The 23,939-nt window shown below is 61.5% G+C and carries 21 protein-coding genes and 2 pseudogenes; 15 read left to right on the top strand and 8 right to left on the bottom strand.

Annotated elements, in window-relative coordinates; translation table 11 throughout:
• Window positions 1-39: 39 nt before the first annotated feature.
• The 5 genes and pseudogenes from AAEQ75_RS19285 to AAEQ75_RS19305 all read left to right on the top strand — a co-directional run bounded on the left by AAEQ75_RS19285 (window position 40) and on the right by AAEQ75_RS19305 (window position 3,564).
• Window positions 40-1,193 (top strand): IS3 family transposase gene (locus AAEQ75_RS19285; protein WP_256382191.1). Its coding sequence is split into 2 segments (ribosomal slippage): window positions 40-286 and window positions 286-1,193, totalling 1,155 coding nucleotides; the frame shifts between segments, so codons are not numbered across the junction.
• Window positions 1,184-1,561, top strand: a pseudogene (locus AAEQ75_RS19290) (hypothetical protein); the annotation flags it as partial. The gene AAEQ75_RS19285 and the pseudogene AAEQ75_RS19290, both read left to right, overlap by 10 nt.
• A 33-nt stretch (window positions 1,562-1,594) precedes the next feature.
• Window positions 1,595-2,788 carry a catalase family protein gene (locus AAEQ75_RS19295; protein ID WP_343350131.1) on the top strand — a complete coding sequence of 398 codons (1,194 nt, stop codon included), beginning with the start codon at window positions 1,595-1,597 and terminating at the stop codon, window positions 2,786-2,788.
• Window positions 2,789-2,969: 181 nt separating this feature from the next.
• Entirely contained in the window at window positions 2,970-3,236 is a 267-nt protein-coding gene (locus tag AAEQ75_RS19300) for a hypothetical protein (RefSeq protein WP_099524068.1), read from the top strand.
• A gap of 100 nt (window positions 3,237-3,336) precedes the next feature.
• On the top strand, window positions 3,337-3,564 hold the full coding sequence (locus AAEQ75_RS19305) for a DUF1272 domain-containing protein (protein ID WP_099524066.1): 228 nt from the start codon (window positions 3,337-3,339) through the stop codon (window positions 3,562-3,564).
• Window positions 3,565-3,614: 50 nt separating this feature from the next.
• Here the strand turns inward: AAEQ75_RS19305 and nfuA are convergent, their stop codons facing one another.
• The 3 genes from nfuA to AAEQ75_RS19320 all read right to left on the bottom strand — a co-directional run bounded on the left by nfuA (window position 3,615) and on the right by AAEQ75_RS19320 (window position 7,746).
• Entirely contained in the window at window positions 3,615-4,199 is a 585-nt protein-coding gene (nfuA, locus tag AAEQ75_RS19310) for a Fe-S biogenesis protein NfuA (RefSeq protein WP_099524064.1), read from the bottom strand.
• A gap of 70 nt (window positions 4,200-4,269) precedes the next feature.
• The gene (locus tag AAEQ75_RS19315) at window positions 4,270-5,289 is read right to left on the bottom strand and encodes an acyltransferase family protein (protein ID WP_343350134.1); all 1,020 of its coding nucleotides are present in this window, start codon (window positions 5,287-5,289) and stop codon (window positions 4,270-4,272) included.
• A gap of 180 nt (window positions 5,290-5,469) precedes the next feature.
• Window positions 5,470-7,746, bottom strand: a complete 2,277-nt coding sequence (locus AAEQ75_RS19320) for a fatty acid cis/trans isomerase (RefSeq protein ID WP_343350135.1) — start codon at window positions 7,744-7,746, stop codon at window positions 5,470-5,472.
• 152 nt (window positions 7,747-7,898) lie between these two features.
• Between AAEQ75_RS19320 and metH the strand changes: the two genes are divergently transcribed.
• Both metH and osmE read left to right on the top strand, forming a co-directional pair.
• Window positions 7,899-11,609, top strand: a complete 3,711-nt coding sequence (metH, locus tag AAEQ75_RS19325) for a methionine synthase (RefSeq protein ID WP_343350136.1) — start codon at window positions 7,899-7,901, stop codon at window positions 11,607-11,609.
• A gap of 152 nt (window positions 11,610-11,761) precedes the next feature.
• Window positions 11,762-12,097: an osmotically-inducible lipoprotein OsmE gene (gene osmE, locus AAEQ75_RS19330; RefSeq protein ID WP_179576532.1), complete on the top strand. Its 336-nt coding sequence runs from the start codon at window positions 11,762-11,764 to the stop codon at window positions 12,095-12,097.
• Between the two features lie 231 nt (window positions 12,098-12,328).
• Here the strand turns inward: osmE and AAEQ75_RS19335 are convergent, their stop codons facing one another.
• Complete coding sequence (locus AAEQ75_RS19335) at window positions 12,329-12,622, bottom strand: DUF1883 domain-containing protein (RefSeq protein WP_343350137.1); 294 nt, start codon at window positions 12,620-12,622, stop codon at window positions 12,329-12,331.
• Window positions 12,623-12,761: 139 nt separating this feature from the next.
• Here AAEQ75_RS19335 and AAEQ75_RS19340 point away from each other — a divergent pair, with 139 nt between their 5' ends.
• The 4 genes and pseudogenes from AAEQ75_RS19340 to AAEQ75_RS19355 form a co-directional block, all read left to right on the top strand.
• A complete protein-coding gene (locus tag AAEQ75_RS19340) occupies window positions 12,762-13,787 on the top strand; it encodes a DUF5924 family protein (RefSeq protein WP_343350138.1) in 1,026 nt (341 codons plus the stop codon).
• Between the two features lie 15 nt (window positions 13,788-13,802).
• Window positions 13,803-14,852, top strand: coding sequence for an RNA methyltransferase (locus AAEQ75_RS19345; protein WP_343350139.1), 1,050 nt, complete (start codon window positions 13,803-13,805; stop codon window positions 14,850-14,852).
• A 126-nt stretch (window positions 14,853-14,978) separates the two neighbouring features.
• Window positions 14,979-15,167 (top strand): hypothetical protein, encoded by a 189-nt coding sequence (locus tag AAEQ75_RS19350; RefSeq protein WP_256835676.1) that lies wholly within the window; start codon window positions 14,979-14,981, stop codon window positions 15,165-15,167.
• Between the two features lies 1 nt (window position 15,168).
• Window positions 15,169-15,216 (top strand): annotated as a pseudogene (locus AAEQ75_RS19355) (hypothetical protein); the annotation flags it as partial.
• 74 nt (window positions 15,217-15,290) lie between these two features.
• On the opposite strand, the gene AAEQ75_RS19360 reads toward AAEQ75_RS19355, so the two are convergent.
• Window positions 15,291-16,697 (bottom strand): NAD(P)/FAD-dependent oxidoreductase, encoded by a 1,407-nt coding sequence (locus tag AAEQ75_RS19360; protein ID WP_343350140.1) that lies wholly within the window; start codon window positions 16,695-16,697, stop codon window positions 15,291-15,293.
• 45 nt (window positions 16,698-16,742) lie between these two features.
• Window positions 16,743-17,564, bottom strand: coding sequence for an AraC family transcriptional regulator (locus AAEQ75_RS19365; protein ID WP_343350142.1), 822 nt, complete (start codon window positions 17,562-17,564; stop codon window positions 16,743-16,745).
• A 117-nt stretch (window positions 17,565-17,681) separates the two neighbouring features.
• Here AAEQ75_RS19365 and AAEQ75_RS19370 point away from each other — a divergent pair, with 117 nt between their 5' ends.
• Window positions 17,682-17,906: a DUF2970 domain-containing protein gene (locus tag AAEQ75_RS19370; protein ID WP_343350143.1), complete on the top strand. Its 225-nt coding sequence runs from the start codon at window positions 17,682-17,684 to the stop codon at window positions 17,904-17,906.
• Window position 17,907: 1 nt separating this feature from the next.
• Here the strand turns inward: AAEQ75_RS19370 and AAEQ75_RS19375 are convergent, their stop codons facing one another.
• Window positions 17,908-18,936, bottom strand: coding sequence for an ABC transporter substrate-binding protein (locus AAEQ75_RS19375; protein ID WP_343352437.1), 1,029 nt, complete (start codon window positions 18,934-18,936; stop codon window positions 17,908-17,910).
• A gap of 464 nt (window positions 18,937-19,400) precedes the next feature.
• Here AAEQ75_RS19375 and AAEQ75_RS19380 point away from each other — a divergent pair, with 464 nt between their 5' ends.
• The 3 genes from AAEQ75_RS19380 to AAEQ75_RS19390 all read left to right on the top strand — a co-directional run bounded on the left by AAEQ75_RS19380 (window position 19,401) and on the right by AAEQ75_RS19390 (window position 22,081).
• Window positions 19,401-21,056 carry a nitrite/sulfite reductase gene (locus AAEQ75_RS19380; protein ID WP_343350144.1) on the top strand — a complete coding sequence of 552 codons (1,656 nt, stop codon included), beginning with the start codon at window positions 19,401-19,403 and terminating at the stop codon, window positions 21,054-21,056.
• Window positions 21,040-21,537 carry a DUF934 domain-containing protein gene (locus AAEQ75_RS19385; RefSeq protein WP_013715681.1) on the top strand — a complete coding sequence of 166 codons (498 nt, stop codon included), beginning with the start codon at window positions 21,040-21,042 and terminating at the stop codon, window positions 21,535-21,537. Before AAEQ75_RS19380 ends, AAEQ75_RS19385 begins: the two co-directional genes overlap by 17 nt.
• Window positions 21,538-21,679: 142 nt before the next feature.
• Window positions 21,680-22,081 carry a transcriptional regulator gene (locus tag AAEQ75_RS19390; RefSeq protein ID WP_343350146.1) on the top strand — a complete coding sequence of 134 codons (402 nt, stop codon included), beginning with the start codon at window positions 21,680-21,682 and terminating at the stop codon, window positions 22,079-22,081.
• Window positions 22,082-22,167: 86 nt separating this feature from the next.
• Here the strand turns inward: AAEQ75_RS19390 and AAEQ75_RS19395 are convergent, their stop codons facing one another.
• Window positions 22,168-23,850 (bottom strand): DEAD/DEAH box helicase, encoded by a 1,683-nt coding sequence (locus AAEQ75_RS19395; RefSeq protein WP_125835072.1) that lies wholly within the window; start codon window positions 23,848-23,850, stop codon window positions 22,168-22,170.
• Between the last annotated feature and the right edge of the window lie 89 nt (window positions 23,851-23,939).

Consider the following 23,939-nt stretch of genomic DNA (forward strand, 5'->3'; position numbering starts at 1 on the left):
CACTTTCGAGTAAGCTCATATTGAGCAGAAGGAGTGTTCATGAAACGCAAGAAATACAGTCCCGAATTCAAGCGGGAAGCCGTTGAACTGGCTCGTCGTTCAGAGACCAGTTGCCGCCAAATTGCCCAAGAGATTGGAGTGGCCCCGAGCTTGCTAAACCGCTGGGTTCGGGAAGCACAACCGGGTATGGAGAAAGCCTTCCCAGGAACGGGAAGTCCGCGGGATGAGGAGCTTGCCCGCCTCAAGCGCGAGCTGGCCCGAGTGACCAAGGAACGTGATTTTTTAAGAGACGCGGCAGCGTACTTTGCCAGGGAGTCATCGAGCGGTACACGGTGATCCAGCGCTGCCGCAACGAGTACCCGGTACGCCTGATGTGCCGTTGCCTTAAGGTTTCTGCCAGTGGCTATTACGCCTGGCAGGATCGTGATCCAAGCCCCCGCGCTCGAGAGAATGCGCGCTTGGTGAAGCGCATTCGAGAGATTCACGAGGACAGTCGTGGTGTGATCGGAGCGCCACGTATGCACGAGGATCTGCTCGACGAGGGCGAAACTGTGAGCCTGAACCGCGTTGCTCGCCTGATGGCGGCTGAGCGAATTCAAGGCTGGCCACGCCGGAAGAGGCGTGGGTTTGGAAGAGCCGCCAGCGGCCGTCCAGCAGGTGTGAAAAATCTGCTGGAGCGCGATTTCACTGCGCAGGAGCCGGAGCGCAAGTGGGTCACGGACATCACGGAAATAGCCACACTGGAAGGCAAACTCTTCCTATGCGTGGTGCTCGACTTGTACAGCAAGCTGGTGATCGGTTGGTCGATGCACCACCGCCAAGATCGGCTGATGGTGATTCGAGCGGTGGAGATGGCGATCTGGCAGCGCCAAGGTGACTGGTCAGTGATCCTGCATTCGGATCGCGGTAGCCAATTCACCAGTGCGGACTATCAGCGCTTTTTGAATCGCAACACGCTGATCTGCAGCATGAGTGCCGTCGGTCATTGCGGCGACAACGCCGCCTGTGAGGGCTTCTTCGGTCAGCTCAAACGGGAGCGTGTTGCTCACCAGTCGTATCGGACTCGCGATGAGGCCCGGGCGGATTTATTCGATTACATCGAGCGGTTTCATAACCCACGTATGCGTCGTAGAGTCGCCCGGCAAGATCTGAAGTTTTCAGCCCTTTTCAAGCCGTCCGTGGAAATGGGGTAGAACCCACTCCGCCCTTCCTGCACAACGGTTCGGTGCCCAACCTGTTCGAGTTGCTCTCTCCCGCATACGAGCGGCAGGCCCAGTTCTGGGTCGGTAACTTCGAATTCGATCCGGAACGCGTGGGTTATCGCAGCGACAAGTTCCCAGGCGGCTTCCTGCTCGATACCCGTGTGACCGGCAACGGCAATGGCGGTCATGAGTTCCGCGATGGTTGCCGTCAGGAGGGCGTCATAGGCCGTGCCCTGTCGCCGGACGAGCGCCTGGCACTGATCGAATACCTGAAAGTGCTGGGTAACGCTGATCTGGAAACTCAGCTCACTGACGTGCCGGTACAAGCCTGGACGCCCGGCCCGAACTGCGAAGGCTGATTTCAACCGATACCTAGAACAAGGATTGCAACGATGTTGAAGCGCTTCTGGCTCTGGCTCGGTCGCCTGCTCGGCAAACTGCTGCTCACCGTCGCCCTTGTAGGCCTGGTTGGCTGGGGCCTGGGCGAAGCCTATTACGCCTGGAAATTCTCCGGCCCGGTCTCTACGCAAGAACAGATCGAGCCGGATGAGGCCGCGCTCACCAGGCTGATCATCGAAGACGCTGTACGCATCGTCGAGCAACACCGCGATAACACCCGCGTACTGCGTGACGCCCACGCCAAGGCCCACGGCTGCGTGAAAGCCGAAGTACAGGTGCTGGATACGCTGGATGAGTCACTGCGCCATGGCGTCTTCAGCGAACCCGGGCATACCTGGCAGGCCTGGATGCGCCTGTCCAACGGCAATGCCTACCCGCAGTTTGATCGTGCCCGCGATGCACGTGGTATGGCCATAAAGCTGCTCGACGTACCGGGCGAGAAACTCATGAAGAGCCCTGCGCATGCTGGCGAGCAGGACTTCGTGATGTTCAACCATCCGGCTTTCTTCGTTCGCGACGTGGCCGAGTACCGCACCAATTTCGCAGCTCAGGCAGATGGCAAGAAGGTCCAGGCCTTCTTCCCCAGCTTGGACCCGCGCACCTGGGAGGTGCGTCATCTGGTCATCGCCCTGAAAACGCTGGCTCCGGCACCAGAAAGCCCCGTGGCCACCACCTACAACTCCATTGCACCGTTCAAGCTCGGCGAGTCGAACATCAAATACCGCGTGGTACCGGCACCGCAGAATTGCCCGCCCTACGAATTGCCGGAACAAAATAACGCCCTACCCAACTTCCTGCGCAATGCGCTTTACCAGCAGCTGTCACTGGACCGTGCGCCGGCGTGCTTTGAATTGCAGGTACAAAAACAGAACGCGCAGTACTACATGCCCATCGAAGATCCGAGTGTCGAGTGGAGCGAAAAGATATCGCCCTTCGAAAGCGTTGCCCGTATTACCGTGCAGCCTCAGGACTTCGATAGCCGGGAACAAAACCTGTTCTGCGACAATTTGTCCTTCAACCCTTGGCATGCACTTCCCGAACACCGCCCTATCGGCGGTATAAACCGTTTGCGCAAGTCGGTATATGAGGCAGTAAGTGCCTATCGCCATCAGCGAAACGCTCCAGCCCCCGCTAGCGTTGCGCCGCAGCCGACCCAGCAGGAAACAGAGGCGGAACTTTCGCAGTAGAAAGTTGTTGCCGGCGAGACGCCAGAAGTTATCATCAGGGCACACTGTGCCAGTAATAAAACTTTTTTCAGCCATGTGTGACTTATGGATCTACTGAGTTCATCAACACTATTGAAAGGCCGACACCAATAACCTGTTGGCCGCAATTAATTGTTGGGATCAACTCGGAGAAACCGACCCCATGAACACACCGCTGCGTTTCAACGAAGCCCTGCTGATTGCCGATCGCGCCTTCCGCCCGTTTCAGTGCGTAGCCTGGGCTCCGCAGGACGGCACCGGCGTCGTCAGCATCAGCGTTATCGACCGTACCAACACTCGCCTGCTCGGCCGCCAGCTTTCCAGCGCCACTTACAGCGACCCGCAACAACTGGAAGACGCGCTGCAGCGTTCCCGTGATGAGCTGAGCAGCCAAGGTTTCGACCTGGCCCCGTGGAGCATGCCGGAGTAAATCCTGTCGGGGCGCCTTGCGCGCCCCAGGATGTGCCCGTTGCGCCTGGCCTGCGGCGACTGCAGACTACTGCGATCGCCACTGAGCCGAGCCTAGCGCCATGCTTGAACTGCGCCCTAATTGCGAGAACTGCGACTGCGACCTGCCTGCCGCCAGTAGCGACGCCTTGATCTGCTCCTTCGAGTGCACCTTCTGCCGGTCCTGCGCCGAATCCGTGCTGGCGCTACGCTGCCCGAACTGCAGCGGCGAATTGGTGAAGCGCCCCATTCGCCCGGCCGAGAAGCTCGAACGCTTCCCCGCTTCCAGCAAACGCGTGCTCAAAGCCTGAAATGAAAACGGGGCGACCTGGTCGCCCCGTTTTCCTGTGCGCTGCGCCTGTCAGTAATAGGCGTTCTCGCGATTGCTGTGGTCAGTCACGTCGCGCACACCCTTGAGCTCCGGAATGCGCTCGAGCAGGGTTTTCTCGATGCCTTCCTTGAGGGTGTAATCGGCTTGGCCACAACCCTGGCAGCCGCCACCGAACTGCAGGACAGCGATGCCCTCTTCGACCACGTCGATCAGTGTCACCTGGCCGCCGTGGCTGGCCAGGCCGGGGTTGATCTCGGTCTGCAGGTAGTAATTGATGCGCTCGTTCAGCGGGCTGTCTTCGTTGACCATCGGCACCTTGGCGTTCGGTGCCTTGATGGTCAGCTGGCCGCCCATACGATCAGTGGCGTAGTCGACGACAGCGTCATCCAGGAAAGGCTCGCTGACGCCATCGATCCAGGCGGTGAAGCTGGCCAGGCCAACGGCGGTGTCTTCAGGTTTTTGCTCACCCGGTTTGCAGTAGGCAATGCAGGTTTCCGCATAAGGCGTACCTGGCTGGGTGATGAAAACGCGGATGCCAATACCCGGTGTGTCCTGCTTGCTCAGCAGCTCGGCCAGGTAGTCTTCGGCAGCTTGAGTAATGATGATAGCGCTCATGGCAACTCCTCACGGTCATGCGGCGAATTGTACGCCAAGTGGCGGCCTGAATATAGTCCTACTAATTTACTCAGGATAACGACTGCAGCTTTCCCGAGTCGGTTCGCTGCCCTATCCAGAGCTTGGCGCGCACGAAAAAGCGCTTTTCGATCAACTCGTAGCTGCCCCAGGCGGCCAACGCGATCACCGGTATGCAGGCAGCGATGACCAGGGCCGGGGCAAGCCCCAGACGGGCCTGCAGGTACCAGCCCAGTGACAGCACGATCACGTGCAGCAGATACACCGAATAGGAGCAATCGCCCATATGACTGAGCAGGCGATTGCCCCGGAAACAAGGCTCCATCGCAATGCAGGCGGCTACGATCAGCGCACTCGGCACGCCCCAGTGCAGCAGGCGCATGGAGTTGTCGAAGTGGTAGATGGTCAGCAGCGATGCGGCGATGACCAACAGTGGCAACCAGAAGCCCTGACGAATCCAGCCACGTGTGTAGATCACGCCCAGTCCTATGCCGAAGACGAACTCATAGACGATGCTGTTGCGGTAGAAGTCGCTCATCCATGGCTGCGTGGCCAGCAGGCCGAACACCGTCAGACTGAGGACGATGAACACCAGGCGCAAGCGCTCGGTGAAGATGAAAGTCAGGGCGAATAGCAGGTAGAAAAACATCTCGTAATTCAACGTCCAGCCGACATTGAGCGTGGGATAGAGACCGAACCCTCCCGGGTTCTCGGCGGGAATGAAGAACAGCGAGAGCAGCAGATGATGCAGGTCGAATTCCTGCACCGGCATCACCGGGTTGGCAAAGGCGATGATCAGCGCAGCCATCAGCGAGTAGAGCCAATAGGCGGGGACGATACGCAGTGCGCGATTGAGCATGAAGCGCCAGGGCGTGATGCGCTTGCCTTGAGTGGAGAGATAGATCACCAGGCCGCTGATGACGAAGAAGATGTCGACACCAACGGCGCCCCGCTCAGCAAACAGACGACCGACGAAGCTGTCGGCCTGAAAATCGAAGAACACCTGCATGACATGATGAAAAACCACAACCCAGGCTGCCAGCGCCCGTAAAGCCTGTACTGAAACCAGCATGGAACCGCTATTCCCCCCTGTCGCCAAGATCGAAACCGAGCGGCCTGGAATCAGGCAGCCTCAGCGTCCGACCGCAGCGGCATGCGAAAGGTCGATGGCACCTAACCGGGATCGACGGGCGGGCCCTAAGCAGCGCCGCAGAGAGATCAACCCTTGCCGCGCCTGGCTTTCGGGGCGCGACTAGAAGTTCTGGTAGCGATTCATGTCCAGCACCCCGGCCTCCAGCGGCTGGGTTTCGCGGATGTGCTCGGCCAGGTCATGGAAATAGCGCCAGAACTCCGGATGGCTACGCCGCACACCCCAGCGCTCGACGATACGCTCGAAGGATTTTGCGTCGCTGACACCTTCCATCTGCTTGACGAAGGCATCCACTTCACTCGCTTTGACCGTGAACAGGAAATTCGGATAGCTGCTGAGCACTTCCGGGTAGATGGTCAGGGTGTCCAGGCGTGGCTGATAACGCAGCTCCTCTCCCAACATGAACGCCACGTTGCTGTGCGCACGGTTGCGCAGCAGGCTGTAGATCTCACGCGAGCCGTCGCTCAGCTCCACCCGCAGCATGGTCGCTTCCGGCAGTTGATCGATCACCCGCAAACCACCAGCTGGGCGACTGGCCAGGCGCGCCAACGACTGTTCGGCATGTTGCAACTCCTTGGGCAAACCGTCGCGATAACAATGTGCACCTGTACAGCGGTTGATTGGGTCAGGGCGTGCATTGAGCTTGGCGTAGCGCTGCAGTAGCTGCTCGGCGAACTGCTTCTTCGGATCATTGCCGCTCAGGCCAATGGCGCTCGGCGAACGATGGTCGACCGAGGTGTAGTCCAGCAGCATCTTCAACTTGCCGCTGTTCTGATACCAGTCATCCAGGTAAGCCTCACGCGAGCGTGCCGGCAGCAGACGCAGGAAGTTCACTTCGGCGCCATTGCGGATCAGATCGAAGTACAACCGAGTCTGCGCCTGGTGCGAGACGTTGCCGAACACGTCGAAATTGACCACCAACTGGTAGTAGGTGCGCTCCAGCAGCGGATAGTCCAGCCACCAGAGGGTTTGCGGAATCTCTCCGAGCAGGCCTTTGCGTACCGAAGCGCTGTCGTGTTGACGGAAGATCGACAGCAACGCGTTGTCGTTGCCGCTCCAGATATGCGCCCAATCGGCAGCAGGCGCGTCGGCGTAGGCATCCTTGCGCAGGTCCTCGTAATCATTGCGCTTGTTGCGGTAGTCGCGCCAAAGGCCCAGCAGATCGCCGACATCATCGAACTGACCCGGCATGGCCAATAGCGGCGTGGCCTCGCGCTGGTACTCGGCATCGGTGATGTAGAGATCGTGCTCCGGCGCCTGGAACACGGCCCAGAAGTTGTCGCGAATCACGTCAGTAGCGATCTGCCCGCGGCACACAGGGCCGCGGATGAAGGTGCGCACGAAGTACTCGGCGTTATCCAGCATGAACTGATAGCGCGCGCGCGCCGGAATCGCGGCGAAGGTTTCGAAGGGGTTGGCGCGGCGTTGTGCGCCATAACCGGGGACAGCATCCAGCGTCCAGTCCTCACCGAAGAACATCTCCTTCACCCGCGCCAGCTTGGCGTCGCCCAGCGGATAGGTGATGTGCGTCTTGTGCACGATCACACCCTGGATCGGCCATAGCCGGTAATAGAACTCGGTGCCCGGATCATCATTGGGACGGCGCGTGGCGATGGGGTCGATAGGCTTGCCGCTGGGGGTACGCGAACGCACCATCTGGAAGAAATGCCCCGGCTCACCGCCCTCGAAATGCAGGTGGGCAAGGAACAGGTGCTCGTACAACCAGCGCGAAACCAGGTCCTCACGGGCCCCCGGAGCGTTGAAGAAGTTCTCCCACTGCTCGACCTGATGCAACTCGGTGGCGCTGGGTTTCAGGGGCTGCTCGGCGACCGGTGCACCCTGCGCCAGCCACTGTTCAAGGGTGGCGTATTCAGCATCGTCTAGGCCCGTCACAGCGAACGGCATGCCGCCATGGGGATTCTTCTGCGCGTAGGCGGCGAACTCACCCGGCAATGGGCAGCTGTTGCTGCGGGTGATGGCGATATCGAGCGTGTCTGGGAGCTTGGCATTGGGCTCCAATGGCTGACTGCGGCCCAGTTCCAGCATGCGCTTGATCAGTGCTGCCTGGCCGTTCTCGCCATCGAGCACCGAATGAAAGTCGCGCTTACGCCAGGCCGCCTCGCCCTGCGCGTCCAGATAAAGTCGGGTAGTCGCTTGCGCCTGGCTGCGCGTGCCATCGTAGACCGGCTGTTTACTGGCACCGCGCAGGATGCCTTCAGCACTGCCGAGATTGAGCTGGCAGGGCGCGTCGTAGCAGGTGTGGCAGGCTACGCACTTGTGGGTGAGGATCGGCTGAACATCGTCGATATAGGAAATCGCTTCCGCGCGGGCTAGGCCGGCTGCGAAAGAAAGGAGAAACAGAGCAGCGGGCTTGAGCATGGCCACGTCCTTGATTGCAATGCTGGCAATTCTAACGAGACGGCCAGCCTAGCAACATGAATGAAATTCATGGAAAGCCCGCTGACGCTCCAAAACCCTGCAGCTTTGCTATCATCGTGCACCTTTGTTTCCGCTTTGCTCAGGTAGTTCTCATGTCCGATCGCAGCGCCCGCCTCCAAGCCCTCCAGCAAGCCCTGAAGGAGCGCATCCTGATCCTCGACGGCGGCATGGGCACCATGATCCAGAGCTACAAGCTGGAAGAGGCCGACTACCGTGGCGAGCGCTTTGCCGACTGGCCGAGCGACGTCAAGGGCAACAACGACCTGCTGCTGCTCAGTCAGCCGCAGATCATTGCCGCCATCGAGAAGGCTTATCTGGATGCCGGCGCCGACATTCTGGAAACCAATACCTTCAACGCCACCCAGGTGTCGCAGGCCGATTACGGCATGGAGTCGTTGGCCTATGAGCTGAACCTGGCCGGTGCCCGCGTGGCCCGTGAAGTGGCCGACGCCAAGACCCTGGAAACCCCGGATCGCCCACGCTTCGTCGCCGGCGTCCTGGGCCCGACCAGCCGTACCTGCTCGATCTCCCCGGACGTCAACGATCCTGGCTACCGCAACGTCACCTTCGATGAACTGGTGGAAAACTACACCGAGGCCACTCGCGGCCTGATCGCTGGCGGCGCCGACCTGATCCTGATCGAAACCATCTTCGACACCCTAAACGCCAAGGCAGCGATCTTCGCCGTGCAGCAGGTGTTCGATGAAGACGCCGTCGAGTTGCCGATCATGATCTCCGGCACCATCACCGATGCCTCTGGCCGCACCCTGTCTGGCCAGACCACCGAAGCGTTCTGGAACTCGGTACGCCACGCCAACCCTATCTCCGTCGGCCTGAACTGCGCGCTTGGCGCCAAAGACCTGCGCCCGTACCTGGAAGAGTTGTCGAACAAGGCCGACACCCATGTGTCCGCCCACCCCAACGCCGGCCTGCCCAACGCTTTCGGTGAATACGACGAGAGCCCGGCCGAAATGGCCGCAGTGGTCGAAGAGTTCGCCGCCAGCGGCTTTCTCAACATCATCGGCGGTTGCTGCGGCACCACCCCGGCGCATATCCAGGCGATTGCCGAAGCCGTGGCCAAGTACCAGCCCCGCGCCATTCCAGAGATTCCCAAGGCCTGCCGTCTGTCGGGCCTGGAGCCCTTCACCATCGACCGCAAGTCGCTGTTCGTGAACGTCGGTGAACGCACCAACATCACCGGCTCGGCCAAGTTCGCCCGCCTGATCCGCGAGGAGAACTACACCGAGGCCCTGGAAGTCGCCCTGCAGCAGGTGGAAGCCGGCGCCCAGGTGATCGACATCAACATGGACGAGGGCATGCTCGATTCCAAGGCGGCCATGGTTCGCTTCCTCAACCTGATCGCCGGAGAGCCGGACATCTCGCGCGTGCCAATCATGATCGACTCCTCCAAGTGGGAAGTGATCGAGGCGGGCCTGAAGTGCATTCAGGGCAAGGGCATCGTCAACTCGATTTCCATGAAGGAAGGCGTCGAGCAGTTCAAGCACCACGCCAAGCTCTGCAAGCGCTACGGCGCCGCCGTGGTGGTGATGGCCTTCGACGAAGTCGGCCAGGCCGACACCGCCGCGCGCAAGAAGGAAATCTGCCAGCGCAGCTACGACATTCTGGTCAATGAAGTGGGCTTCCCGCCGGAAGACATCATTTTCGACCCGAACATCTTCGCCGTCGCTACCGGCATCGAGGAACACAACAACTACGCCGTCGACTTCATCGAAGCCTGCGCCTTCATTCGCGACAACCTGCCCTACGCCTTGAGCTCAGGCGGCGTGTCCAACGTGTCGTTCTCCTTCCGTGGCAACAACCCGGTGCGCGAGGCGATCCACTCAGTGTTCCTCTACTACGCGATCCAGAACGGCCTGACCATGGGCATCGTCAACGCCGGCCAGTTGGAAATCTACGACGAGATTCCCAAGGAGCTGCGCGACCGCGTCGAGGATGTGGTGCTCAACCGCACGCCAGGCGGTACCGACGCCCTGCTGGCCATCGCCGACAATTACCGTGGCGGCGGCGCGACCAAGGAAGTCGAGAACGAAGAGTGGCGCACGCTGCCAGTCGACAAGCGTCTGGAGCACGCGCTGGTAAAAGGCATCACCGCCTTTATCGTCGAAGACACCGAGGAGTGCCGCCAGCAGTGCGCGCGGCCCATCGAGGTTATCGAAGGGCCACTGATGAGCGGCATGAACGTGGTCGGCGACCTGTTCGGCTCGGGCAAGATGTTCCTGCCCCAAGTAGTCAAATCTGCGCGAGTGATGAAGCAAGCAGTTGCGCACCTGATCCCGTTCATCGAAGCCGAAAAAGGCGATAAGCCGGAAGCCAAGGGCAAGATCCTGATGGCCACCGTGAAAGGCGACGTGCACGACATCGGCAAGAACATCGTCGGCGTGGTGCTGGGCTGTAACGGCTACGACATCGTCGACCTCGGCGTGATGGTGCCAGCGGAGAAAATCCTGCAGACCGCCATCGCCGAGAAGTGCGACATCATTGGCCTGTCTGGGCTGATCACCCCGTCGCTGGACGAGATGGTCCACGTCGCCAAGGAAATGCAGCGCCAGGGCTTTACCCTGCCCCTGATGATCGGCGGCGCGACCACCTCCAAGGCCCACACCGCGGTGAAGATCGACCCTCAATACAGCAACGATGCCGTGGTCTACGTCACCGACGCCTCGCGCGCCGTGGGCGTGGCCACCCAGCTGCTGTCCAAGGAGTTGAAGGCCGATTTCGTGCAGAAGACCCGCGACGAGTATGTAGTGGTACGTGAGCGCACCGCCGCCCGCGCGACCCGCACCGAGCGCTTGAGCTACGAAAACGCCGTCGCCAACAAGCCGACGTTCGACTGGACCGGTTATAGCGCACCGAAACCGAGCTTCACCGGCGTCAAGGTGCTCGACGATATCGACCTCAACGTACTGGCCGAGTACATCGACTGGACGCCGTTCTTCATCTCCTGGGACCTGGCCGGAAAATACCCGCGCATTCTCACCGACGAAGTGGTCGGCGAAGCAGCCACCACCTTGTTTGCCGATGCCCAGGAACTGCTGAAAAAACTGATCGACGAGAAGCTGATCAAGGCCCGCGCGGTGCTGGGCTTCTGGCCTGCCAATCAGGTGCGTGACGACGATATCGAGGTTTACGGCGACAACGGCGAACAGCTCGCCACCCTGCACCACTTGCGCCAGCAGACCATCAAGCCGGACGGCAAGCCGAACCTGTCCCTAGCCGACTTCGTTGCGCCGAAAAGCAGCGGCGTGACGGACTACGTGGGCGGCTTTATCACCACCGCTGGCATCGGCGCCGAGGAAGTAGCCAAGGCCTACGAGGCAAAGGGCGACGACTACAACGCAATCATGGTCAAGGCCCTGGCCGACCGTCTGGCCGAAGCCTGCGCCGAATGGCTGCACGAACAGGTGCGTAAAGAGCACTGGGGCTATCAGCCGGACGAGCACCTGAGTAACGAGGAGCTGATCAAGGAAGCCTACAAGGGCATCCGCCCTGCGCCTGGCTACCCGGCCTGCCCGGACCACACCGAGAAAGGCACGCTGTTCAAGCTGCTCGATCCCGAGGCGGACTACAACAAGGCCGGCCGTAGCGGCGTGTTCCTCACCGAGCACTACGCCATGTTCCCAGCAGCAGCGGTCAGCGGCTGGTACTTCGCCCACCCTGAGGCGCAGTACTTCGCTGTCGGCAAGGTCGACAAGGACCAGATCGAAAGCTATAGCGAGCGTAAGGCGCAGGACATCAGTGTCAGCGAACGCTGGTTGATGCCCAACCTGGGCTACGACGACTGACGCAAAAGAGCCCGCAATCGCGGGCTCTTTTCATTCATACGGCAGCGAACGCGAGTCGACTCGCGCCGATTGTCAAAAAACACGAACTCCCAAGCCCGATCAATGCTCCAAGACTTACCGAGCAACTTTGGCTCGTTCGACGGAGCGATGACATGTACAAGCACAGCCTTGCAGTACTGGCAGTGGCAGCCGTGATGAGCGGTTGCTCGACTATCGAGAACCCAGCCGATTACGTGACCTTTCGTAATGAGCCACTGGTCAAGCAGGTCGACCATGGCATGACTCAGGAGCAGGTACTCACTCTCGGCGGGCCACCCTCTTCGGACGTGCGCAATAGCGTCACAGGCGGCACCTGCAACAACTATGTGCTGAATGTCGACGGCCTGGAGCAGCCCTATTACGTGGACTTCGACGTCAACGGCCGGGTCGACAGCAAGGGCTTCATGACCTGCGAACAGCACCAGGGCAACCTGCGCAAGCGGCTCTGAATACGATCAGCCCCGCTGCGCGCAGCGGGGCTGACAACTGCCTAGAAGATCAGTGAGAGCAATCCCACCACACGATCAGGCCGATGATGAAAATGATACCGACGGTGCCTCCGAGAAACTTCAGCATGCTGACTCTCCTTCTTGTCGGTTCATCAGCTCTGACCTCTTCCGGCTTGGCCGCGTTTAGTCTTTTTCTTCAGCGTCTCGCCTGACATGAGGTGCGCATCGGAATCAGGCGCCCGGGCGACGGACAATCTTGATGCTGTATTCCATCTGCGGCTTGCGCGTCACGCTCACCGCACGACGGCTGACGGTATCCAGCGTGATGTTCCAGAAACCACCGGAGGGTACGCGGATTTTCGCTGGGAACTTGATAAAGGCGCCGCCGTGATAACTGTGACGGCCACGGTTTCTGAACGCGCGGAAGTTGGTATCGTTCATCAGGCGGATGTTGCAGGGTTGCGAACACTGGATGACCACCAGATCGCCCTCTTCCAGATGCTCACGTTGATGGATGAATTTCATCGTTTTCGGACTCGGTGGTGAAACGGGGGCGCAATAGTGCCGCAAGCGGCCCGGCACCGCCAGCGCAGCTGACGACTCGCTTGCAGCCAAGGCTCGGGCTACCTAGGATGCGCGCCCAACACAGCCATTTGCTACTGCCATGAAAGTCGTACTTGACCGCATCCCCATGCTGATCGCCCTGCTGCGCCGTTACCCAGGCCTGGTCGCCCTGTTCGGCTTCTGCTCGGGCGTGGCCAGTTTTCTTCTGGTGGACCGCCAGGCGCATCTGGCCAAGGTGCTCGGTGTGGTATTGCTGGTCAGTTGGGTCTGGCTGATTCTCGAGAACCTGCTGCGCGAACGCATTGCCCGGCGCTTCGGCTTCGAGCTACCGTTGCCGCTGCTGCGCTACGGCACGCAGATGATCCACCAGGAAAGTCTGTTCTTCGTCTTGCCGTTCTTCTTCATCACCACCACCTGGAACAGCGGGCAGTTGCTGTTCAGCGGACTGCTGGCGGTCGCCGCACTGGCCTCGATCACCGACCCGATCTATTACCGCTGGCTGGCGCCGCGGCGCTGGCTGCTGCTGATCCTTCACAGCCTGGCGCTGTTCGCGGTGCTGCTTACCGCGCTGCCGATCATCTTTCACCTCAGCACACCGCAGAGCTACCGGATCGCCCTGGCGGTTGCCACGGTACTGGCACTACCAAGTTTGCCCGGCTTGATCGGGTTCGCTGGTTGGCGACGCATTGTGTTGCTGGCTGCCCTGCCTCTGGCGATGGCCAGCGCCGGCTGGATGGCGCGAGTCTGGGTGCCGCCGGCAACGCTGTGGCTGACCGAGGTAGCGATCAGCGATCACTTCGATGGCGCGCAGCGCACGCCAGGCGAAAGCCTGCGGCAGATCAGCCCTGAGCAATTGCTCAATGATGGGCTCTACGCCTACACCTCGATCAATGCTCCACGTGGCCTCAACGAGCGCATCTACCACGTCTGGCAGCACAACGGTCAGGAAGTCGACCGCATTGCGTTGGATATCAACGGCGGGCGCAAGGAGGGCTATCGCGCCTGGACGCACAAACTCAACTTCCCCGCTTCGCCGGAAGGCCGCTGGCAGGTGCGGGTCGTCACCGAAGCCGGGCAGATGATCGGCACGCTGCGCTTCGACGTGGTCGCCCTCACGGCCAAGTGATAGCATGCGCGCCCCATGCAGCTCACCGAACTCAACCAACGCCTCGCCGACCTTGGCGCCAAACCCCAGCATATCGGGCGGATTATCCGTGCCTGGCTGCAGGGCAAGCCGTTGGACACCGGCACCAAGCATCAGAAGACCGAAAACTTCCTGCCGCTGACGGTGCGTGAAGGGCTGCCAGCTATCGCCAGCGAACTGGACGCACTGGCCCGCCTGCGTTCCGAACACCCTGGCACCGACGGCTCGGCCCGCTTGCTGGTGGAGCTGGCGGATAAACAGATGGTGGAAAGCGTACTGCTGCCGCGCGATGGCCTGTGCATCTCCAGCCAGGTCGGCTGCGCCGTGGCCTGTGTGTTCTGCATGACGGGCAAGAGCGGCCTGCTGCGCCAGCTCAGCAGCGCCGAGATGGTCGCTCAGGTCGCCCTGGGTCGACGCTTTCGTCCAGTGAAGAAAGTGGTGTTCATGGGCATGGGCGAGCCGGCGCACAACCTCGACAACGTGCTTGAGGCCATCGATCTGCTCGGCACCGAGGGCGGTATCGGTCAGCGCAACCTGGTGTTTTCCACCGTAGGCGACCCGCGGGTATTCGAGCGCCTGCCCAAGCAACGCGTGCGCCCTGCCCTGGCGCTGTCGCTACACACCACTGATGCCGAACTGCGCCAGCGCCTGCTGCCCAAGGCGCCGCGCATCGATCCTGAAGAGCTGGTAGAGCTGGGCGAGGCCTATGCCCGCACCATCGACTACCCGATTCAGTATCAGTGGACGCTGCTCAAAGGCATCAACGACAGCCAGGAAGAAATGGATAACATCCTGCGCCTGTTCAAGGGCAAGTTCGCCGTGCTCAACCTGATCCCCTACAACAGCCTGGAAGCCGACGACTACCAGCGCCCCGACGGCGAGCGCATCGTCGAGATGGTGCGCTACCTGCACAGCCGTGGCGTGCTGACCAAAGTGCGCAACTCGGCTGGCCAGGATGTCGACGGTGGCTGCGGCCAACTGCGCGCTCGCGCGGTGGATGTGATCAACACCAGCCGCCTGCACAGAAAGCTTCAGAACGGCACCTGAGCGCCGATACAAAAACGTACAGAGAGACCACGCGTCCCGCTGGCGAAAAGCCGGCACTGTATTTGCTCGTAGACAACTGCCTTGCATGGATGCAGCCCCGTCGTCTGGGTGCCTAGCAGCCCATTCATGAAAATCGCCCACAAGGTCGGTATCGCGGCCGCTATCGTGCTGTTCCTTACCACCAGCCTGCTGTCGCTATCCCAGGTCAGCCAGGTTCGCGACACCTTGCGCAATCAGATTCAGTCTGGTGGTGCTGGGTCTGCTGATGAACAGCCTGCTCAAGCCGCTGAGCCTGCTGAGCACCTCGCTGCGTGAGATCAACAGCGGCGAAGGTAACCTGACGCGCCGCCTGACGATCACCAGCGATGACGAGATCGGCGAGCTATCGCAGGAATTCAACCGCTTCCTGCAAACCCTGCAGGAACGGCTGGCATTCACTCAGCCCATCAGGCTTTCCATACGCGCCGCAACCGCTTGCGCCAGACGCCGGCGCCAGGCCGGGCTGCGCGGGTTGGCGAGGACTTCGTCCTCATGCACGAAGCTGCGGATGATCGCGTTGTAACCGAGCCAGCGGCAGGGTTCGGGCTCCCAGCGCCTCAGGCTGGAAATCGGGCTGTCGCTCAATACCCAGGGCTGGCGCAGCAATTCGCTGTCACGCCCGAGAATCAGGTCGGCCAGGGTGCGCCCGCCGAGGTTGGTGGCACCCACGCCCTCGCCGCCATAACCGCCAGACAGCGCGATGCGGCTGCGCGTGTCGCGCAACATGTGCGGCTGGAAACGCCGCGCCATGCCCAGATTGCCGCCCCAGGAATGGGTAAAACGCACATTGCGCAACTGCGGGAAGATTTCCCCCATCAGGTAGCGACGCAGACCCAGTTCGTCGTCGGTAAGGTTGAAATCGCTGCGCAGGCGCCCGCCAAAGCGGTAGCCACCGCGCGCACCGAAGATCAGACGGTCATCGAGGCTGCGCTGGCCGTAGGTGACCTGGCGGCTGAATTCGCTGAAGGCCTGTCCTCGCTCCAGTCCGATACTGGCCCAGACATCCGCCGGCAGTGGCTCGGTGGCAACGATCAGGCTCTGCACCGGCAACTGGTGAGTGCCCAACGGCGGCAAAGTGGCGGCGTAGCCCTCGATGGCCGGCACCACCCAATCAGCCGTGACCCGGCCTTGAACCGTACGCACCAGGCCGGGCTGCCAGTCGATCACCGGGCTGCGCTCGTAGAGTTCGACGCCCAGACCCTCGACGCAACGTGCCAGGCCCCGCACCAGCTTGGCCGGCTGGATCGTCGCGCAATGCGGGCTATACAGCGCGCCGTAGGCATTGGCCAGGCGCAGCTGCGTAGCCAGTTCGCTCGGCGGCAGCCAGCGGTAGTCGTCCTCGTTCAGGCCCAGTGCACGCAGTTCCTTGAGATAGTCCCGTAGGCGCAACTCCTGCTCCGGATAACGCGCTGCGCAATACAGCACCCCACCCTTGCGCAGGTCGCAATCGATCCCCTCACGGGCGACGACCTCAGCCACTTCATCGGGAATGGCGTGCAGCAGTTCGAACGAGGCCTTGCGGACGGTCGCCGGCAAGCCGGCCAGCAACCGGTCTTCGCCAAGCAGGTTGCCCATCAGCCAGCCACCATTGCGACCGGAGGCACCGAAGCCGGCGGTCTCGGCCTCCACGATCACCACCCGCAGCTGCGGCGCCTGGCGCTTGAGGTAATAGGCCGTCCACAAGCCGGTATAGCCGGCGCCGATGATGGCCACGTCCGCCTGAATATCGTGCTGCAGGCTGGGCCGCGCCTGCAGCGGATCATCGAGCTGATCCATCCACAGACTGATGTTGCGCCAGTGATTCATCCACGCCTCCGTCATCAATCGATGGCCCAAGGCTAGTCGTGGCGATCAGTGATTGTCTTGTGTGCGTGCCCGCGCGGAAATCTGCTTGAGGTAGGCCGTTGGCGACAGCCCGGTGTGGCGTTTGAAGCAGCTATAGAACGCCGACAAGGAATTGAAACCCGAGGCAAAGGCCAACTCGTCGATGCGCTTCAGGTCACTGCCGGCCTGCATGCCGTCGAGCAGGTACTGCAGACGCGCGCGATTGACGTAGCGATAGAAGCTTTCGCCAAGCACCTGGTTGAGCAGGTGGGAAATCTGGTTGCGACTGTAACCGGTCGCCGCGGCCACCTGCTGCAGGTCCAGCTCCGGGTCCAGAAAAGGCTGGCTGCGCTGGAAATAATCCTGAAGATCCTGCGCCAACTGCCCGAGCTGACGCGTCGACAACCCCAGGCGACTGATCGCCGGGCGTGAAGTGGCGGTTGCGCCAGCTCCACGAATCTCGTGCACCAAGGTGGCGTACTCGTTGATGCGCCAGATCAGCCCGTCACGCACGGTGATGGCCTCGCCGGTGCGAAACGACACCAGCCCTTCCCCGCCCTGCAGGCTGGTGCGGTACTGGATGAAGGCGGTATGACCATCGATGCGAATACGATCGACGTGCTCCAGCAACTCGCCTGGGCGGCGCGGCAGGTTGGCCTCGACATACTCACGCAACTCGGCCAGGCCCATGCAACGTTGCTGATAGAAATCGTTGTATTCGATATCGGGGTGATACAGCGCCAGCACCGCTTCGAGGTCGCCATACTTCCAACTCAGGTGGTAGCGCAAGATGGTTTCGCGAGTGCGCTCGGTCTGCGCGGCATCGTCGGCAAAAAGGTCGTCAGGCATGGCTAGCATCGTTGGTCAGGCACGGGCAGATTGCCTGATTCGCCGAAGCCGGCCTAGCCCCTCGTGCCGCCTCGCCGGTTGCGGACTATGCTTGCAGGACCGAAGGAGAGACCGACCATGACTGATCAGGACAAAGACCCCCAGGCCCCTCTGACGCTGCGCGAGATGCTACAGAGCGTGCTGGCGGCGGCGCTGGGGGTACAGAGCGGCAAGAACCGCAGTCGCGACTTCAGCCGCGGCAAGCCCACTCACTTTATTCTGCTCGGGGTACTGTTCACTGCCCTGTTCGTGGTCGTATTGCTGGGCGCGGTGAAACTGATCCTGCACTTGGCGGCCGGCTGAATCAGTCCAGCAGCGATGCGATCGAGCAGTCGTAGCCTTGCCGTTGTGGCTGCGAGACAGCGCTGAACCGGCGGAAGTCCATTTCCAGATCCGCCTGACCAAGACGCCTGAGCAACTGTTGCGATTGGCGGCCATCGACCGTACGCAACAATCGCGCAATCTGGTCCTTGCCGCCTCGCTCGATGAAGTCCAGGCCGCGTGCGTGATCACCAAGCATCACCATCGCGCAGGCCCCCAGGAGAAAATGCCCGCTCACCAGGACCTCGATCTGCCCGTCCATTCGCGCTTGCAGCACACGGGCCGAGTTGTTCACGGCGGAATAGTGCAACTTTCGATTCTGTTCGGCCGCCACCTGCATGACACCGAACGCCATGGCGTCGTTGGCGGACCAGACCAGGCTGACCTCCGGGTAGCGCGGCAACAGACTAACGGCCTGCTCATAGGCGCGTTGTTCCAGCCATTCACCATGCACCGCCTGCACCAGGCGCACGTGCGGCGCCTCGTTCAGCGCGCGTTGCAGGCCGGCCAGGCGTAATACTGAAGAAGGTGTTTGCTTGACTCCGGCGAACGCCAGCAAGTCGGCCGGCTTGCCGTGGCTGAGCGCGATAAGCTCGCGGCCCATCAGGTAGCCGGCCTCTTCGTCATTGGGTACCAGGCTGCCCAGCCAATTGCGATACCGTTCACGGCTGCCTCCGATCAGGGCCTGCTGCTCCTCGGTGAGCGTGCTGTGCAGGGCGAAAAGACCAACCTGAGTGCCTTCGAACAAACGCAGCAGCACCGGCCCCTGGAACTGCTCGTTGGTGAAGATCAGGTAATCGGGATGTTCGCCTTCCAGAACCTGCCGGGCATTGCTCAACATACGCGTCAGGTCACGCTCGCCATAGAGCACCGTCAGCTCGATACCGAGATCGCCTGCGGCGTCCTGCATGTAGCGGTAGTAGTCGATCCAGAACGGTTCGTCGGAAAAACCGGGATTGAGAAACACCACCGAAGGCGCACGCGATTGCGCTGCCGCCAGCGCGCAGCACATCAGTATCCCGACGCCCAACACCCACCTGATCACGACGCCCCTCCCCGATTGACGGGGCGCAGTATAGGGTGCAAACGGAAAAAGGCCGACCGCTAATGCGCGTCGACCCTTGCGTTCACTGCCCGCTGACCCAGAAAACCGCCGTGCCCACTGCAATCAGGATCAGGCAGAAGATCGCCCAGGCGTCGATAACGCTGTCGGAATTGTCCATATCGGTGTGTTCGCTCATGGCTCCCCCTCTTCTTGTGATTGTGGGTGACGCACACTGTATTTAAGACCAGCCTCGGCATTGGCTCAAACCATCTGGTTATGCTTTAGAGCGGTCTTATTCCTTAAAGCTAGGTTTATATATTCAAACATCACTTTTACGCATAAACCTGAGCTGGTATCGTGCCCCGGCTCCTCGGGGAGTGCGCGGCCGTGCGCGCTGATTGGCAGTAAGTAGCCTGAAAACAGGACCCTTCATGTACGTATATGACCAGTACGATAAACAGATCGTCGAGGATCGCGTCAAGCAGTTCCGCGATCAAACCCGCCGCTATCTCGCCGGAGAGCTGAGCGGCGAGGAATTCCGTCCGCTGCGCCTGCAGAACGGTCTGTATATCCAGCGCTACGCGCCCATGCTGCGCGTCGCCGTGCCTTATGGCCTGCTGTCGTCCACCCAGGTGCGCATGCTGGCGAAGATCGCCCGCGACTACGACAAGGGTTACGCGCACATCAGTACCCGGCAGAACGTGCAGTTCAACTGGCCGGACCTGGAAGACGTGCCGGAGATCCTTGCCGAGCTGGCCACCGTGCAGATGCACGCCATCCAGACCAGCGGCAACTGCATCCGCAACACCACCACCGACCAGTTCGCCGGCGTGGCCAAGGACGAGATCGTCGATCCGCGCCCCTGGTGCGAGATCATCCGCCAGTGGTCGACCTTCCACCCCGAATTTTCGCACCTGCCGCGCAAGTTCAAGATCGCCGTCAACGGCGCCGTGAGCGATCGCGCCGCCATCGAAGTGCATGACATCGGCCTGGAAGCGGTGAAGACAGCCGGCGAGCTGGGCTTCCGCGTTTCCGTCGGCGGCGGCCTGGGCCGTACCCCGATCGTCGGCAGCTTCATCAACGAATTCCTGCCCTGGCAGCACCTGATCAGCTACCTCGACGCCATCCTGCGTGTGTACAACCGCTATGGCCGTCGCGACAACAAGTACAAGGCGCGCATCAAGATCCTGGTCAAGGCGCTGACCCCTGAGGTATTCGCCGAGCGCGTCAACGCCGAGTGGGCGCACCTCAAGGATGGGCCAACCACCCTCACCGAAGCCGAAGTCGCCCGCGTTGCCGCACATTTCGTCGACCCGGCCTATCTGGCCCTGGAGGACGAAGACGCCCTGCTCGCCCAGCAGGACGCCGAGCACCCGGGCTTTGCCCGCTGGCGCCAGCGCAACACCTTCGCCCACAAGAAGCCTGGCTACGTCGCCGTGACCCTGTCGCTCAAGCCGACTGGCGTAGCGCCGGGGGACGTCACCGACAAGCAGCTCGATGCCATCGCCGACCTGGCTGATCGCTACGCCTTCGGTGAAGTGCGCAACAGCCACAATCAGAACATCATCCTCGCCGACGTCGAACAGCGTCAGCTGCTGACCCTGTGGGGCGAGCTGCGTGAGCAAGGCTTCGCCACGCCGAACGTGGGCCTGCTGACCGACATCATCTGCTGCCCGGGCGGTGATTTCTGCTCGCTGGCCAATGCCAAGTCGATTCCGGTGGCCGAAGCCATCCAGCGTCGTTTCGACGATCTCGACTACCTGTTCGACATCGGCGACATCGACCTGAACATTTCCGGCTGCATGAACGCCTGCGGTCACCATCACGTCGGCCATATCGGCATCCTCGGCGTCGACAAGAAGGGCCAGGAGTTCTATCAGGTCTCGCTGGGCGGCAGCGCCGGTCGCGAAGCCAGCCTGGCGCAGATTCTCGGCCCGTCCTTCGCTCAGGACGACATGCCGGACGTGATCGACAAGATCATCAACGTCTACGTCGAACAACGCACCGAAGAAGAAAGCTTCCTCGATACCTACCGCCGCATCGGTATCGACCCGTTCAAGGAGCGCGTCTATGCAGCGAATCATTAAGAACGGTCAGGTGGTCGACGAAACCTGGCACCTGCTGGCCAAGGACGTGACCCTGGACGTCATTCCCAACTGCGATGACATCATCGTGCCGCTGGCCCTGTGGCGCGAGCATGCTCATGCCCTCAAGGCCCGCGATGGCGGCCTCGGCGTGTGGCTGGAAGCCGGCGACGAGATCGAGGAAATCGCCGATGACCTGGCGCATTTCCAGGTCATCGCCCTGGAGTTTCCTGCCTTCACCGACGGCCGCCACTCTTCCACCGCCTACCTGCTGCGTACCCGCTACGGCTACAAAGGTGAAGTCCGCGCCATCGGCGACGTCCTGCGCGACCAGCTGTTCGCCCTGCGCCGCGTCGGCTTCGACGCCTTCGCCGTGCGTGCCGACAAGGACCCGTACGATGCGCTGAAGGCCTTCGAGGACTACAGCGAGGTTTACCAGGCTTCGGCCGACCAGCCGCAACCGCTGTTCCGTCGCCGCGCCTGATCACCGCAACTGAAACACCCAAAACGCCCCGACTGCTTCGGGGCGTTTTGCTTTGTGCATCTGCGCTCGATCAATTCAGGTCGAACCGCGGCCCGTCTCTGGAGTCGGACCCTATAAGTCCATCGCATAGGGAGAGACAGCCATGAAGCATGATTGGGACCTGATCGAACGCCTGCTGCATGAGGCGCAAAATTCCGCTGGCAAGCCATTCGCCCCGCGTCGCTACGCCGAAGACCTGGCTGCGGAACAAGAGAATGCGGGCGACCCCGTGCAGGACCTCGATCACCTGCGCGCGGAGGCCGCTCGCTACGAAGCACGGCTGCTGGAAAACGGCTTTATCGAGCCGCGCCCAGAAGATAAAGGCGGCAACGGCGAAAACTTCGTGCTGACCGCGCGAGGCGCGCAACTGCTGAGCATGCTCGATAGCAGCATCCCCGGTAGCGAGCACCCGCGTGAAGTGCTCGACGAAGCCGGCGAAGCGGCGTTGACGCCCGAGGTTTTCGAGCGCCTGGCGGCCAAGGCAAATCTTAGTGAAACCAGCTAACCAGTCATCGCGCAAATAAAAACGCCGCACCCTGTAAAGGGCGCGGCGTTTTGCTGATCCTGTGACAAGGCATCAAGCCTGGCGGATCAATCCTCGCGGTAGCGACGCAGTTTCAGCGCCTTGCCAGCAACGCGGGTGTCTTTCAGCTTGCCCAGCAGACGGTCCAGACCGTCTTCCGGCAGCTCGACCAGGCTGAAGGTTTCGCGGATCTGGATACGACCGATCGCTTCGCGAGCCAAGCCACCTTCGTTGAGGATGGCGCCGAGCAGGTTCTTCGCAGCGATACCGTCGCGAGTACCCAGCGCAGTACGGCAACGCACGCGACCTTCGGTCAGCGGTACCGGCGCACGGCGCTCGCGGTATTCGCCGCGCTCACCACCACGCTCGCCGTCACGCTCACGACGCTCACGCGGAGCACCACCAACGCCCGGCACGAGCGGCTGCTCGCGCTCGACGGTAGCCAGATCCAGAGCCTGACCATTGGTGGCCTTCTTCAGCAGCGCAGCGGCCAAAGCGCGCGGGCTGCAACCGATGTCGGCAGTCAGACGGTCGAGCAGATCACCATGACTGGCTTCGGCATCGGCCACCAGCGGCGCCAGGCTGCTGGTCAGTTTCTTGATACGGGCATCGAGCACTTGCTGGGCGTTCGGCAGCTTGACCTCACCGACCTTCTGCCCGGTGACACGCTCGATCACCTGCAGCATGCGACGCTCACGCGGGGTGACCAGCAGCAGCGCACGACCATCGCGACCGGCGCGGCCGGTACGGCCGATACGGTGCACGTAGGATTCCGGGTCGTACGGCATGTCGACGTTGAACACGTGGGTGATGCGCGGCACGTCGATACCACGAGCAGCAACGTCAGTCGCGACGACGATGTCCAGACGGCCATCCTTGAGCGACTCGATCACGCGCTCACGCTGGTTCTGGGCGATGTCGCCGTTCAGCGCAGCGGCCTTGAAGCCTTTGGCTTCCAGGGCAGCAGCCAGATCCAGAGTGGCCTGCTTGGTGCGTACGAAAGCGATCAGTGCGTCAAAGTCTTCGACTTCCAGCAGGCGCAACACGGCGTTGGTCTTCTGATCGGCGTGGATCATCAGGTGCGCCTGCTCGATACGCGAGACGGTCTGGGTCTTGGCAGCGATCTTGACGTGTTGCGGCTCGCGCAGGTGCTTTTCGGCGATGGCACGGATCGAGTGCGGCAGCGTGGCGGAGAACAGCACGCTCTGGCGGCTTTCCGGCATGGCTTCGAAGATCACTTCGAGGTCATCCATGAAGCCCAGCTTGAGCATTTCGTCAGCTTCGTCGAGTACCAGATGCTGAATGGTGGACAGCACTTTCTCGTCACGACGCAGGTGGTCGACCAGACGACCAGGCGTGGCAACGATTACCTGCGCGCCCTGGCGAATGGCCTTGAGCTGCGGGCCCATGGGCGCGCCGCCGTATACGGCAACGACGTTCAGGCCAGGCATCTGTTTGGAGTAGGTTTCGAAGGCGGTGGCAACCTGCAGGGCCAGCTCACGAGTCGGCGCCAGAATCAGCACCTGCGGCTCGCGCTTGGCCGGGTCGATCTTCGACAGCAGCGGCAGCGCGAAGGCTGCGGTTTTACCGGTACCGGTCTGCGCCTGACCGATCATGTCGTGGCCGGCGAGAATCACCGGAATGGCCTGCGACTGGATCGGAGACGGCTCTTCGTAACCAACGGCGGTCAGAGCGGCGAGAATATTGGGGTGAAGTCCGAGCGCGGCGAAGCCGCCGATTTCCTGGGTCATGGGTCTGCCTCAAGTGCATCCGCAAAGACCCATGTTCCAAAGCTGCGCATGCCGTGTAAGACCTTTTGGGTCACCCTGGCAGCCTGGTC

The sequence above is a fragment of the Pseudomonas sediminis genome (assembly GCF_039555755.1).
Classification (GTDB): domain Bacteria; phylum Pseudomonadota; class Gammaproteobacteria; order Pseudomonadales; family Pseudomonadaceae; genus Aquipseudomonas; species Aquipseudomonas mendocina_D.

Excerpts from the sequence above, each read along its gene's own strand:
- AAEQ75_RS19295 (WP_343350131.1), top strand. The coding sequence starts at position 1,595 with ATGTTGAAGCGCTTCTGGCTCTGGCTCGGTCGCCTGCTCGGCAAACTG.
- AAEQ75_RS19300 (WP_099524068.1), top strand. The coding sequence starts at position 2,970 with ATGAACACACCGCTGCGTTTCAACGAAGCCCTGCTGATTGCCGATCGC.
- AAEQ75_RS19305 (WP_099524066.1), top strand. The coding sequence starts at position 3,337 with ATGCTTGAACTGCGCCCTAATTGCGAGAACTGCGACTGCGACCTGCCT.
- nfuA (WP_099524064.1), bottom strand. The coding sequence starts at position 4,199 with ATGAGCGCTATCATCATTACTCAAGCTGCCGAAGACTACCTGGCCGAG.
- AAEQ75_RS19315 (WP_343350134.1), bottom strand. The coding sequence starts at position 5,289 with ATGCTGGTTTCAGTACAGGCTTTACGGGCGCTGGCAGCCTGGGTTGTG.
- AAEQ75_RS19320 (WP_343350135.1), bottom strand. The coding sequence starts at position 7,746 with ATGCTCAAGCCCGCTGCTCTGTTTCTCCTTTCTTTCGCAGCCGGCCTA.
- metH (WP_343350136.1), top strand. The coding sequence starts at position 7,899 with ATGTCCGATCGCAGCGCCCGCCTCCAAGCCCTCCAGCAAGCCCTGAAG.
- osmE (WP_179576532.1), top strand. The coding sequence starts at position 11,762 with ATGTACAAGCACAGCCTTGCAGTACTGGCAGTGGCAGCCGTGATGAGC.
- AAEQ75_RS19335 (WP_343350137.1), bottom strand. The coding sequence starts at position 12,622 with ATGAAATTCATCCATCAACGTGAGCATCTGGAAGAGGGCGATCTGGTG.
- AAEQ75_RS19340 (WP_343350138.1), top strand. The coding sequence starts at position 12,762 with ATGAAAGTCGTACTTGACCGCATCCCCATGCTGATCGCCCTGCTGCGC.
- AAEQ75_RS19345 (WP_343350139.1), top strand. The coding sequence starts at position 13,803 with ATGCAGCTCACCGAACTCAACCAACGCCTCGCCGACCTTGGCGCCAAA.
- AAEQ75_RS19350 (WP_256835676.1), top strand. The coding sequence starts at position 14,979 with ATGAAAATCGCCCACAAGGTCGGTATCGCGGCCGCTATCGTGCTGTTC.
- AAEQ75_RS19360 (WP_343350140.1), bottom strand. The coding sequence starts at position 16,697 with ATGAATCACTGGCGCAACATCAGTCTGTGGATGGATCAGCTCGATGAT.
- AAEQ75_RS19365 (WP_343350142.1), bottom strand. The coding sequence starts at position 17,564 with ATGCCTGACGACCTTTTTGCCGACGATGCCGCGCAGACCGAGCGCACT.
- AAEQ75_RS19370 (WP_343350143.1), top strand. The coding sequence starts at position 17,682 with ATGACTGATCAGGACAAAGACCCCCAGGCCCCTCTGACGCTGCGCGAG.
- AAEQ75_RS19375 (WP_343352437.1), bottom strand. The coding sequence starts at position 18,936 with ATGTGCTGCGCGCTGGCGGCAGCGCAATCGCGTGCGCCTTCGGTGGTG.
- AAEQ75_RS19380 (WP_343350144.1), top strand. The coding sequence starts at position 19,401 with ATGTACGTATATGACCAGTACGATAAACAGATCGTCGAGGATCGCGTC.
- AAEQ75_RS19385 (WP_013715681.1), top strand. The coding sequence starts at position 21,040 with ATGCAGCGAATCATTAAGAACGGTCAGGTGGTCGACGAAACCTGGCAC.
- AAEQ75_RS19390 (WP_343350146.1), top strand. The coding sequence starts at position 21,680 with ATGAAGCATGATTGGGACCTGATCGAACGCCTGCTGCATGAGGCGCAA.
- AAEQ75_RS19395 (WP_125835072.1), bottom strand. The coding sequence starts at position 23,850 with ATGACCCAGGAAATCGGCGGCTTCGCCGCGCTCGGACTTCACCCCAAT.